The following is a 12,447-nucleotide window of genomic DNA, read 5'->3' as shown; positions in this document are numbered from 1 at the left end:
GGCTGGACGGTAGAATCGAAGAAGGGAGTCTGATCAGTGAGTCCGGGCAAGAAAATCCTGGGCCTCACCGCGTTGCTTTTGATGCTGACGCTGTGGGCCAGTTACTTTTATGTATTCAATCAAAACCGCGACGGCCAACTTGGCGGTGTCGGCGAAAGCACCGCATGGTGTGGCACGCCGCCGTCCACTGAAGCGGCGCTGCTGGGCAAGGATCAACTGACCTTGCGCGTCACCAATAACCTGCGTGGCGAGTTCATGCTCAGCGGTTCACTGGTGGTCTCCGAACGCACATTCAACCGCTACGATCTGGGCCGCAACGAACTGCGTCTGCGCCTGGAACCGTTGCAGTGGTCCTACGGCGCGACGCCGATCTTCCTTGAACAGGTCAAGGTCCAGCCCCTGAGTCGCAACCTCTCAGCCACCAACAAAAGCGCATTTGCCGAACTTGAACCGCGTCCGATTGGCGTGCAGGGGCAGGTCACCGAGTTCCCGTTCGACACCTACCGTTACGGCTACAAACCGGTGCTGTATTACGTCAAAGGCAGCGAGCGCATCGATCTGCGCTTCAAGAACATCACCACGCTGATGGAGATGTCCAACACCTTCACGCCGATCCAGAAGTACAACCGCGTCGACTACATCAACGAGAAAACCTCGCTGATCCGCGACGAAGACTACAAGGCCTACGGCCCGCACGAATGCGCATTCAGCGTTGAGCGCAAGGGCTCGTTCAAAGCCGTGGTGCTGTTGTTTCTGCTGGTGCTGTGTCTGCCGCTGTTGCTGGTGTTCTATCGCGAAGAGCCGGGGATCGACTTCCTCGCCACGCTGGTAGGTGTTGCGCTGGTGCGGGTGCTGCTGATCGGGCCGGTGGAGGATTTCCGGTTGTACAACATCGACTTCCTGTTTGGCGCTGCGATTTTGCTGGTGGGCACGGTGTCGTTGTACAAGGCGATGCGCGCCAATACCCGGCGAGAGATAGCGTTGCGCAGTGGTGAAACCTCTTCCTGGTGACGGGCTGAAGATCAAAAGCCCCTTACCCTGACCCTCCCGAAACGTCGGACCGCCCGGAGGGAGAGGGGACTGACCGAGTAGTGCGACGATCCACCCCGACTTGAAAGACCGAGTCGACTATGGATTCACAGAGCATTGTTCTCGTCGATGAATCTCCTGAGCATCCCCCAATCGGTCCCCTCTCCCTCGGGAGAGGGCTAGGGTGAGGGGACAACAATCTCCAGCCGGTCACTTCAGCGCCGGGTCCCCCATATTCATCCTCTTCCAACCCCGCAACAACATCTGCGCCCTTGGTGCCTCGCCGTTTTGCACCGCGAGAGCCGCGCATTGCGCTTCAACCGGTTGTACCTTGGACGAACCCTCCAGAATCACGCTTTTTTTGTGGTTTCAAATCGCAATTGCTGCGGTTTTAGCTATACCTGTAACTCCCCCTCAAGCAATACATTCAGGCCTTCTGACAGGAGTTACAGCATGAAGCTAGCAGTAATGATGGGCACGCTGTGCATCGCCACCCTCGGCGTGGTGGGCTGCTCAAGCAAAACCGTCGCTCCCGATGAATATTCGGGGTTTCTCAAGGACTACAGTCAGCTGAAGGAGGCCAAGTCACCGTCCGGCGCCGAGGTGATGCGCTGGATGGACCCGAAACTCGACGTCAACAAATTCACCAGCGTTTACGTCGAGCCGAGCCAGCTCTACCCCAAACCACAAGCGACCGCCAAGGTCCCGCAACAGACTCTCAACGGCATTACCAGCTACTACGATCAGGCGCTCAAGCGTGAGCTCGGCAAGTCGTTGCCACTCGCCACCGGCCCTGGTCCTGGGGTGATTGTGGTGCGTCCGGCGATTACTGCTGTGAGCAGCAAGACCAAAGGCCTGCAGGTTTATGAAGTGATCCCGATTGCACTGGTGGCGGCGGCAGTGAGCACTGCCACGGGGATCCGCGATCAGGAAACTACTCTGGCCACTGAAGCGGTGTTCATGGATGGCGCCACCAACAAGGTCGTCGCTCAGGTCGTGCGTAAAGGGACTGGCAAACCGCTGGAGAACGACTCGCAGGTAATGCAGGCCAATGACGTCAAAGCCGTGATCGATGGCTGGGCTTCGGATCTGCATCAGTCCCTTCTCAAGCTGAAAGCTGAAGCTAAATAATCGCGCACCCTGTAGGAGCTGCCGCAGGCTGCGATCTTTTGACTCTGATTGTTTAAAACAAGATCAAAAGATCGCAGCCTGCGGCAGCTCCTACAGTAGGTCGCGTTCACGGAGGACTGCTCAGGGCTTTTCGCTTGCTCGCGAATCCGCTCTTCCTGCTCCCGCAGCTCAGGCGTGAACTCTGCACCGAAATCCTCTGCCGAGAAGATCTGCCGAATCTCGATTTCAGAGTCACAGCCCGGCATCGGGTTGGGGCAGCGTTTGACCCATTCGATAGCTTCCTCTTTCGACTTCACGTCCCAGATCCAGTACCCGGCCACCCGTTCTTTGGTTTCGATGACGGGGCCGTCGGTCACTGTGCGTTTGTCACCCAAGCCCCTTAGCTGCGGAACGCTGCGCCTACAGGGGTTACGAGTTGTATGCAGTTTTCATTTCAGAACATGACAATTTCAGCGCGGGCATAGGTTGTCGAACAATTTCGTGGTTAACTTCGGCCCCTGCGTGATTTTCTAAAACAACGTTCAGAAGGACTCAAGTCATGGCTCAAGTCACCCTCAAAGGCAACCCGGTTCAAGTCAACGGCCAGTTGCCACAAGCCGGTTCCAAGGCGCCAGCCTTTTCTCTGGTTGCCGGCAATCTGTCCGACGTCACCCTGAAAGACTTCGCCGGCAAGCGCAAAGTGCTGAACATTTTCCCAAGCGTCGACACCCCGACCTGCGCTACCTCCGTGCGCAAGTTCAACGCCCAGGCCAACGACATCAGCAACACCGTGGTGCTGTGCATCTCGGCTGACCTGCCGTTCGCCCAGGCGCGTTTCTGCGGTGCCGAAGGTCTGGAAAACGTGCAGAACCTGTCGACCCTGCGTGGCGCCGAGTTTATCGAGAACTACGGTGTTGCCATCGCCGACGGCCCGCTGAAAGGCCTGACCGCCCGTGCCGTTGTAGTACTGGACGAGAACGACAACGTCCTGCACAGCGAACTGGTCAAGGAAATCGCTGAAGAGCCGAACTACGACGCTGCTCTGGCGGTACTGAAGTAAACTGCGCAACAGCGCTTTTACAATTGTTAACGGCCTGGCCCTGTCCAGGCCGTTTTCATTTGTGTATCAGTGTTTTGACTCACACCTTGAAACGTAAGTTGAAGGTAAATTGCCGGTAAAGCTGCTTTGCTTAATTCCCGTCAGTGCTTATCGTTCAGCCTCCCGTAGAAGAAGCCCACGCGCCCAATGGTTAATCACTCCATGCAATCGTCTCCCCGCAACTCCCGTCGCTGGCTGTTCAGCCTGCTTGTCTTGTTGGTTATCGCCGTACTGTGCTGGAAATTCTGGCCTGCCGGTTCAGCCGACAAGGAGGGCGGCGAGAAGGCTGCAGCCGGACATGCCGGGCGTTCCGGGATGATGCGGCCGGGCTTCGGCGGCGGCACCGGGCCAATTCCTGTGCGCGTGGCGCCGGCGGTCACGGGTGACTTTCCGCTGTATTACAAAGCGCTCGGCACCGTCACTGCGCTCAACACCATTAACGTGCGCAGTCGAGTGGGTGGCGAATTGGTGAAAATCCATTTCGAGGAAGGCCAGATGGTCAAGGCGGGCGATTTGCTTGCCGAGATCGACCCGCGCTCCTACCAAAACGCCTTGCTTCAGGCGCAAGGCACTTTGATGCAGAATCAGGCGCAACTGAAAAACGCACAGGTTGATGTCGAGCGCTATCGCGGTCTGTTCAAGGAAGACAGCATTGCCAAACAGACGCTGGACACCGCCGAAGCGCTGGTCGGCCAGTATCTGGGCACGGTCAAGACCAACCAGGCGGCGGTCAACGACGCGAAACTCAATCTCGAATTTACTAAAATCCGCGCACCCATTGCCGGTCGCGTCGGTCTGCGTCAAGTGGACGTCGGCAACCTCGTTGCGGCCAACGACACCACGTTTCTGGCGGTGATCACCCAGACTCAGCCGATCAGCGTCGCCTTCACCCTGCCTGAAAACAACCTCGAAACCGTGCTCGCCCGCTACCGCAGCGGCGCCAAGCTGCCGGCTGAAGCGTGGGATCGCGGCGACACCAAACTGCAAGCCACCGGTGTGCTGCAAAGCCTCGACAACCAGATCGATGTGGCCACCGGCACCCTGAAATTCAAGGCTCGTTACGATAACCGTGATCAGTCGCTGTTCCCCAATCAGTTCGTCAACGTGCACCTGCTGGCCGACACCCTGAAAAACGTCGTGTTGGCACCGTCCGCTGCGATTCAGTTCGGCACCAACGGCACCTTCGTCTACGCGCTGGACGGCGACAAGAAAGTCACGATTCGTCAGTTGAAGATCGGCGCCAGTGACGGTGAAAACACCGTTATCACTGAAGGCCTGGCCGCTGGCGACCGCGTAGTGCTGGAAGGCACCGACCGCCTCAAGGAAGGCAGCGAAGTGGAGGTGGTCAACGACAGCAATCAAGTGCCGACCACACCGACCGAACACCTGCAAGGCAAGTCCGCCGCCACCCCGACTGATGCCGCTGTTACTGACAAGGCCAAGAAGGGCGCATGAACATTTCGCGGCTGTTCATCCTTCGTCCGGTAGCCACCACCCTGAGCATGCTGGCCATTGTGCTGGCCGGCCTGATCGCTTATCGCCTGCTGCCAGTGTCGGCGCTGCCGCAGGTAGATTACCCGACCATCCGCGTCATGACCCTGTATCCCGGCGCCAGTCCGGACGTGATGACCAGCGCCGTCACGGCGCCGCTTGAACGTCAATTCGGACAGATGCCGGGCCTGACACAAATGGCCTCGACCAGCTCCGGCGGCGCCTCGGTGCTGACCCTGCGTTTCAGCCTCGACATCAACATGGACGTCGCCGAACAACAGGTGCAAGCGGCAATCAACGCTGCGACCAATCTGTTACCGACCGACTTGCCGGCGCCGCCGGTGTACAACAAGGTCAACCCGGCGGACACCCCGGTGCTGACCCTGGCCATCACCTCGAAAACCATGCTGCTGCCCAAACTCAATGACCTGGTCGATACGCGCATGGCGCAGAAAATCGCCCAGATCAGTGGCGTCGGCATGGTCAGCATCGCGGGCGGTCAGCGTCAGGCCGTGCGGATCAAGGTCAACCCGGAGGCGTTGGCCGCCAATGGCCTGAACCTGTCGGACGTGCGCACCTTGATCGGCGCCTCGAACGTCAACCAGCCGAAAGGTAACTTCGACGGCCCGACCCGGGTGTCGATGCTCGATGCCAATGACCAACTGACGTCGCCCGAGGATTACGCCAACCTGATCCTCGCCTACAAGAACGGCGCGCCGTTGCGGCTCAAGGATGTCGCGGAAATTGTCGACGGCGCCGAGAACGAGCGCCTGGCCGCGTGGGCCAACCTGAATCAGGCTGTGCTGCTGAACATTCAGCGTCAACCGGGCGCTAACGTCATCGAGGTGGTCGACCGGATCAAAGCCTTGCTGCCAAGCATCACCGACAATTTGCCGGCCGGCCTCGAAGTCACTGTTCTCACCGATCGCACCCAAACCATTCGCGCCTCGGTCACCGACGTGCAGCACGAACTGCTGATCGCCATCGCGTTGGTGGTCATGGTGACGTTCCTGTTTCTGCGCCGTTTCAGCGCGACGATCATTCCGTCGGTGGCTGTGCCGCTGTCGCTGATCGGTACGTTCGGCGTGATGTATCTCGCCGGATTCTCGGTCAATAACCTGACCTTGATGGCGCTGACCATCGCCACCGGTTTCGTGGTCGACGATGCGATCGTGATGCTGGAAAACATCTCGCGCTTCATCGAGGAGGGCGACAGCCCGATGCAGGCCGCGCTAAAAGGCGCGAAGCAGATCGGCTTCACCCTGATTTCCCTGACCCTGTCGCTGATAGCCGTGCTGATCCCGCTGCTGTTCATGGCCGACGTGGTCGGGCGGCTGTTCCGCGAATTCGCCATCACCCTGGCGGTGGCGATCCTGATTTCCCTCGTGGTCTCGCTGACCCTGACGCCAATGATGTGCGCGCGTCTGCTCAAGCGCGAACCCGAGGAGCATGAGCAGGGCCGGTTCTACCGGGCCAGCGGCGCGTGTATCGACTGGATGATCGCCGAGTACGGTCGAATGCTGCGCTGGGTGCTCAAGCATCAGCCGCTGACGTTGCTGGTCGCCATCGGCACTCTGGCATTGACTGTGTTTCTCTATATGGTCGTGCCGAAGGGCTTCTTCCCGGTGCAGGACACCGGGGTGATTCAGGGTATTTCCGAAGCGCCGCAGTCGATTTCCTTCGCTGCCATGGGTGAGCGTCAACAGGCATTGGCCAAGGTCATTCTTGAAGACCCGGCAGTGCAGAGCCTGTCGTCTTACATTGGCGTCGATGGCGATAACGCCACGCTCAACAGCGGTCGGTTGTTGATCAATCTCAAACCACACAGCGAGCGTGATCTCACCGCCACCGAAATCATCGCGCGCCTGCAACCGCAACTGGACAAACTGGTCGGCATTCGTCTGTACATGCAACCGGTGCAGGATCTGACCATCGAAGACCGCGTCAGCCGCACCCAGTACCAGTTCAGCATGTCCTCGCCAGACTCCGAGCTGTTGAGCCAATGGAGCGGCAGATTGGTTCAGGCCCTGGCGCAACGTCCGGAACTGACCGACGTCGCCAGTGACTTGCAGGACAAGGGCTTGCAGGTTTATCTGGTGATCGACCGTGATGCGGCGTCGCGCCTCGGTGTGTCGGTGGCGAACATCACCGATGCGCTGTACGACGCCTTCGGTCAGCGGCAGATCTCGACCATTTACACTCAGGCCAGCCAGTACCGCGTGGTGTTGCAGGCGCAGGCCGGGGAAAGGATCGGGCCGCAGGCGCTGGATCAGATTCACGTCAAGACCACTGACGGCGCGCAGGTGCGCCTGTCGAGTCTGGCCCATGTCGAGGAGCGCCAGGCGCAACTGGCGATCACCCACATCGGCCAGTTCCCGGCGGTGATGATGTCATTCAACCTCGCGCCGGGCGTAGCGCTGGGGCATGCGGTGGATGTCATCGAACAGGTGCAGAAAGACATCGGCATGCCGGTCGGCGTGCAGACCCAGTTCCAGGGCGCGGCCGAAGCGTTCCAGGCATCGCTGTCGAGCACCTTGCTGCTGATTCTGGCGGCGGTGGTGACCATGTACATCGTGCTCGGCGTGCTTTACGAGAGCTATATCCACCCGATCACCATTCTCTCGACTCTGCCGTCAGCGGCGGTCGGCGCGTTGCTGGCATTGCTGCTCAGTGGTAACGACCTGGGCATGATCGCGATCATTGGCATCATCCTGCTGATCGGCATCGTCAAGAAGAACGCGATCATGATGATCGACTTCGCCCTCGACGCGGAACGCAATCAGGGCATGGCGCCGCAGGAGGCCATCTATCAAGCGGCGCTGCTGCGTTTCCGACCGATCCTGATGACCACGCTGGCGGCGCTGTTCGGCGCCGTGCCATTGATGCTCGCCACCGGTTCCGGGGCTGAGCTGCGCCAACCGCTGGGTCTGGTGATGGTGGGTGGTTTGTTGGTGAGTCAGGTGCTGACGCTGTTCACCACACCGGTGATCTACCTGTATTTCGACCGTCTGGGCCGACGTTTTGGCAAAACCAATGCCGACACCGAAGAGGTGGCGGTATGAAGGCAGCTGCGAGCTTCCAGCCTCAAGCTGCAAGATACCTGGCTTTTAGCTTGACGCTTGAAGCCTGGGGCTCGGCGCTATGAATCTTTCTGGTCCTTTCATCAAGCGCCCGGTGGCAACCATGCTCCTGAGCCTGGCGATCATGCTGCTGGGCGGTGTCAGCTTCGGCTTGCTGCCAGTGTCTCCGCTGCCGCAAATGGACTTCCCGGTCATCGTTGTGCAGGCGAGCCTGCCCGGTGCCAGTCCGGAAGTCATGGCGTCCACCGTGGCGACGCCGCTGGAGCGTTCGTTCGGCGCCATTGCCGGCGTCAACACCATGAGCAGCCGTTCGAGTCAGGGTTCGACCCGGGTCATTCTGCAATTCGATCTCGACCGCGACATCAACGGCGCGGCGCGGGAAGTGCAGGCCGCGATCAATGCTTCGCGCAATCTGTTGCCGAGCGGGATGCGCAGCATGCCGACCTATAAAAAGGTCAACCCGTCGCAGGCACCGATCATGGTGCTGTCGCTGACCTCGGATGTGCTCGAAAAGGGCCAGCTCTACGATCTGGCGTCAACGATCCTCTCGCAGAGCCTGTCGCAGGTGCAGGGTGTCGGTGAGGTGCAGATCGGCGGCAGTTCGCTCCCGGCGGTGCGCATCGAACTCGAACCGCAGGCACTCAACCAGTACGGTGTAGCGCTGGACGATGTGCGTAAAACCATCGCTGATGCCAACGTGCGCCGGCCGAAAGGTTCGGTCGAGGACGGTCAGCGGCTGTGGCAGATCCAGGCCAACGATCAGCTGGAGAAAGCCAAGGATTACGAATCGCTGATCATCCACTACGCCGATGGTGCCGCGCTGCGCCTGAAGGATGTGGCCAAGGTCAGTGACGGTGTCGAAGACCGTTACAACAGTGGTTTCTTCAACGATGACGCGGCAGTCCTGCTGGTGATCAACCGCCAGGCCGGCGCCAACATCATCGAGACGGTCAACGAGATCAAGGCACAGTTGCCGGCGCTGCAGGCGGTGTTGCCGGCCAGCGTCAAGCTGAATCTGGCGATGGACCGCTCGCCAGTAATCAAGGCAACCCTGCACGAAGCCGAGATGACCCTACTGATCGCCGTGGCGTTGGTGATCCTGGTGGTGTTCCTGTTTCTGGGCAACTTCCGCGCCTCGCTGATTCCGACTTTGGCGGTGCCGGTGTCGTTGGTCGGCACATTTGCGGTGATGTACCTCTATGGCTTCTCGCTGAACAACCTGTCGCTGATGGCGCTGATTCTCGCCACCGGGTTGGTGGTGGACGATGCCATCGTGGTGCTGGAAAACATTTCCCGGCACATCGACGAAGGCGTCAAACCGATGCAGGCGGCGTATCTGGGCGCCAAGGAAGTCGGCTTTACCTTGCTGTCGATGAACGTGTCGCTGGTCGCGGTGTTCCTGTCGATCCTGTTCATGGGCGGGATTGTCGAGAGCCTGTTCCGCGAGTTTTCCATCACTCTGGCCGCGGCCATTGTGGTCTCGCTGGTGGTGTCCCTGACGTTGACGCCGATGCTCTGTGCGCGGTGGCTCAAGCCGCATACGCCGGGGCAGGAAAACCGCCTGCAACGCTGGAGTCGCAGAACCAACGACTGGATGGTCGCCAGGTACGCCACCAGCCTCGACTGGGTGTTGCGCCACCGTCGCCTGACGTTGCTCAGTCTGTTTGTTACCGTTGGCGTCAACGTCGCGCTGTACGTGGTGGTGCCGAAAACCTTCATGCCGCAGCAGGACACGGGGCAGTTGATTGGTTTCGTGCGCGGCGACGACGGTCTGTCGTTCAGTGTCATGCAGCCGAAAATGGAGATCTTCCGCCGCGCCGTACTCAAGGATGAAGCGGTAGAAAGTGTCGCCGGGTTCATCGGTGGCAGTAACGGCACCAACAACGCCTTCATGCTGGTGCGTCTGAAACCGATCAAGGATCGCCAGTTGTCGGCGCAGAAGGTTATCGAGCGCCTGCGCAAGGAAATGCCAAAGGTGCCCGGTGCGCAATTGATGCTGATGGCGGATCAGGATCTGCAATTTGGCGGTGGCCGCGAGCAAACCTCGTCGCAATATAGCTACATCCTGCAAAGCGGCGATCTCGGTGAGCTGCGTAAGTGGTATCCGAAAGTGGTCGCCGCGCTGCGAGCCTTGCCGGAGTTGACGGCGATCGACGCCCGCGAAGGCAAGGGCGCGCAACAGGTGACGTTGATCGTCGACCGCGACCAGGCCAAACGCCTTGGCGTGGACATGGACATGGTCACTTCGGTGTTGAACAACGCCTATAGCCAGCGCCAGATTTCGACGATCTACGACAGCCTCAACCAGTATCAAGTGGTCATGGAGGTCAATCCGAAATACGCCCAGGACCCGGTGACGCTCAAGCAAGTACAGGTCATCACCGCTGACGGTGCGAGGGTGCCGCTGTCGACTTTTGCTCACTATGAAAACAGCCTCGAAGACGATCGCGTCAGCCACGAAGGCCAGTTCGCTTCCGAAGATATTTCCTTCGACATGGCCGAAGGCGTGACCGTGGAGCAGGGCAGTGCCGCCATCGAGCGGGCGATTGCCAAGGTCGGCTTGCCGGAAGACGTCATCGCGAAAATGGCCGGCACCGCCGATGCCTTTGCCGCGACCCAGAAGAGCCAGCCGTTCATGATTCTTGGCGCGCTGCTGGCGGTGTATCTGGTGCTGGGCGTGCTCTATGAAAGCTACATCCATCCGCTGACGATTCTGTCGACGCTGCCCTCGGCCGGCGTGGGCGCGTTGCTGTCGATCTATGCGCTGGGTGGTGAGTTCAGCCTGATCTCGTTGCTCGGATTGTTCCTGTTGATCGGCGTGGTGAAGAAAAACGCGATCCTGATGATCGACCTCGCATTGCAACTGGAACGGCATCAGGGCATGACTCCGCTGGAGTCGATCCGCAGCGCGTGTTTGCAACGACTGCGACCTATCCTGATGACCACGCTGGCGGCGATCCTCGGTGCCTTGCCGTTGCTGCTCAGCCGCGCCGAAGGTGCCGAAATGCGCCAGCCATTAGGTCTGACCATCATCGGCGGGCTGATTTTCAGCCAGGTGCTGACGCTTTACACCACGCCTGTGGTTTACCTCTATCTCGACAAGCTGCGCCATCGCTTCAACAAATGGCGTGGCGTGCGTACTGATGCCGCTCTGGAAACTCCGCTATGACTGACCGTTCGCTTTTCAATCTGGCCACTGCTCGCGGCTCGCGCCTGTTGAGTCTGTCATTGTGTGTGGCAATGCTCAGTGCCTGCGCCGTCGGCCCGGACTACCAGCGCCCACAGACAGCGGAAATCGCCCAATACAAGGAAGCCGAAGGCTGGCGCCAGGCCAACCCGAGCGATTCGCTGGCCCGCGGCGCGTGGTGGGAGCTGTACGGCGATCAGCAACTCAACGGTCTGATCGAGAAACTCAACAATGCCAACCAGACGGTCGCGCAATCGGAAGCCCAATACCGTCAGGCCCAGGCCTTGGTGCGCAGTGCGCGTGGAGCGTTTTACCCCAGTGTCGATCTGAGCGTCGGCAAGACACGCTCCAGTCAGGGCACCGGCAGCAGCAGTTCAAGCCTGAGCAGTTCCTCCAGCGGTATTCGCGATACCTACAACGCGCAATTGGGCGTCAGTTGGGAAGCCGATATCTGGGGCAAGCTGCGCCGCGGGCTTCAAGCCGATGAGGCCAGTGCCCAGGCGAGCTTCGCCGATCTGGCGGCGATGCGTTTGAGCCAGCAGTCGGAGTTGGTGCAGAACTATCTGCAACTGCGGGTGATCGATCAGCAGAAGCGTTTGCTCGAAGCCACGGTTGCGGCGTATGAGCGTTCGTTGAAGATGACTCAGAACCAATACCGCGCGGGCGTTTCCGGGCGTGACGCGGTAGCGCAGGCGCAGACGCAGCTGAAAAGTACCCAGGCTGATCTGGTCGATCTGATCTGGCAGCGGGCGCAGTTTGAAAACGCCATTGCCGTGCTGACCGGGCAAGCGCCGGCAAACTTCGACATCGCCGAAACCCAGACCATTCCGAACCTGCCGCAGGTGCCGTTGAACCTGCCTTCGCAACTGCTTGAGCGCCGCCCGGATATCGCCTCGGCCGAGCGCTCGGTGATTGCAGCCAACGCCAACATCGGCGTAGCCAAAGCCGCGTATTACCCGGATCTGTCGCTGAGTCTGAGCGGTGGCTACAGCAGCAGTACGTCAAACGACCTGATCAGTCTGCCGAACCGCTTCTGGTCGGTGGGGCCGAAACTGAACTTGCCGCTGTTCGACGGCGGCATACGTTCGGCAGAGGTCGACCGCACTGAAGCGGTGTACGACCAGACGGTGGCCAAATACCGGCAGACGGTGCTCGACGGTTTCCGCGAGGTGGAAAACTATCTGGTCCAACTCAAAGTTTATGAGGACGAAGCGGCGGTGCGCCAGGAAGCGCTGGATGCTGCCCGTGATTCGCTGCGCCTCACGGAAAACCAGTACAAGGCCGGGCTGATTGCCTATATCGACGTGGTGGTGGTGCAGGCCACGGCGCTGAGTAACGAACGCAATGTGCTGAATATCCTGCAGAGCCGGCTGATTGCCAGTGTGCAACTGATTGCTGCGTTGGGCGGTGGATGGGATGGGGACCTGCCCGCCGAATGACTGTGTAGGAGC

At 59.8% G+C, this 12,447-nt stretch carries 7 protein-coding genes and 1 pseudogene; 7 read left to right on the top strand and 1 reads right to left on the bottom strand.

Annotated elements, in window-relative coordinates:
* Positions 1-36 precede the first annotated feature (36 nt).
* Positions 37-1,011: a hypothetical protein gene (locus tag AB4P92_RS02280; protein ID WP_042558983.1), complete on the top strand. Its 975-nt coding sequence runs from the start codon at positions 37-39 to the stop codon at positions 1,009-1,011.
* 471 nt (positions 1,012-1,482) lie between these two features.
* Entirely contained in the window at positions 1,483-2,160 is a 678-nt protein-coding gene (locus AB4P92_RS02275; RefSeq protein ID WP_042558984.1) for a DUF3313 domain-containing protein, read from the top strand.
* A 128-nt stretch (positions 2,161-2,288) separates the two neighbouring features.
* On the opposite strand, the pseudogene AB4P92_RS02270 reads toward AB4P92_RS02275, so the two are convergent.
* A pseudogene (locus AB4P92_RS02270) lies at positions 2,289-2,546 on the bottom strand (YciI family protein); the annotation flags it as partial.
* A 152-nt stretch (positions 2,547-2,698) separates the two neighbouring features.
* On the opposite strand from AB4P92_RS02270, the gene tpx reads away from it, so the two are divergent.
* From tpx to AB4P92_RS02245, 5 genes are all read left to right on the top strand, one after another.
* Entirely contained in the window at positions 2,699-3,199 is a 501-nt protein-coding gene (tpx, locus tag AB4P92_RS02265) for a thiol peroxidase (protein ID WP_034155955.1), read from the top strand.
* A gap of 186 nt (positions 3,200-3,385) precedes the next feature.
* Complete coding sequence (locus tag AB4P92_RS02260; protein ID WP_042558985.1) at positions 3,386-4,693, top strand: MdtA/MuxA family multidrug efflux RND transporter periplasmic adaptor subunit; 1,308 nt, start codon at positions 3,386-3,388, stop codon at positions 4,691-4,693.
* Positions 4,690-7,791 (top strand): MdtB/MuxB family multidrug efflux RND transporter permease subunit, encoded by a 3,102-nt coding sequence (locus AB4P92_RS02255; protein ID WP_042558986.1) that lies wholly within the window; start codon positions 4,690-4,692, stop codon positions 7,789-7,791. The genes AB4P92_RS02260 and AB4P92_RS02255 overlap by 4 nt, the downstream gene beginning before the upstream one ends.
* 79 nt (positions 7,792-7,870) lie before the next feature.
* Entirely contained in the window at positions 7,871-10,978 is a 3,108-nt protein-coding gene (locus AB4P92_RS02250) for an efflux RND transporter permease subunit (protein ID WP_115147915.1), read from the top strand.
* Complete coding sequence (locus AB4P92_RS02245) at positions 10,975-12,435, top strand: efflux transporter outer membrane subunit (RefSeq protein WP_047300910.1); 1,461 nt, start codon at positions 10,975-10,977, stop codon at positions 12,433-12,435. The genes AB4P92_RS02250 and AB4P92_RS02245 overlap by 4 nt, the downstream gene beginning before the upstream one ends.
* The last annotated feature ends 12 nt before the right edge of the window (positions 12,436-12,447 follow it).

The organism is Pseudomonas sp. A0308 (assembly GCF_044218815.1).
GTDB classification, from domain to species: Bacteria; Pseudomonadota; Gammaproteobacteria; order Pseudomonadales; family Pseudomonadaceae; genus Aquipseudomonas; species Aquipseudomonas iridis.
This window is presented reverse-complemented; position numbering and strand designations above follow the sequence as displayed.

What these genes read in the sequence shown, in the direction of transcription:
- AB4P92_RS02275 (WP_042558984.1), top strand. Translation starts at nt 1,483, where the DNA reads ATGAAGCTAGCAGTAATGATGGGCACGCTGTGCATCGCCACCCTCGGC.
- tpx (WP_034155955.1), top strand. Translation starts at nt 2,699, where the DNA reads ATGGCTCAAGTCACCCTCAAAGGCAACCCGGTTCAAGTCAACGGCCAG.
- AB4P92_RS02260 (WP_042558985.1), top strand. Translation starts at nt 3,386, where the DNA reads ATGGTTAATCACTCCATGCAATCGTCTCCCCGCAACTCCCGTCGCTGG.
- AB4P92_RS02255 (WP_042558986.1), top strand. Translation starts at nt 4,690, where the DNA reads ATGAACATTTCGCGGCTGTTCATCCTTCGTCCGGTAGCCACCACCCTG.
- AB4P92_RS02250 (WP_115147915.1), top strand. Translation starts at nt 7,871, where the DNA reads ATGAATCTTTCTGGTCCTTTCATCAAGCGCCCGGTGGCAACCATGCTC.
- AB4P92_RS02245 (WP_047300910.1), top strand. Translation starts at nt 10,975, where the DNA reads ATGACTGACCGTTCGCTTTTCAATCTGGCCACTGCTCGCGGCTCGCGC.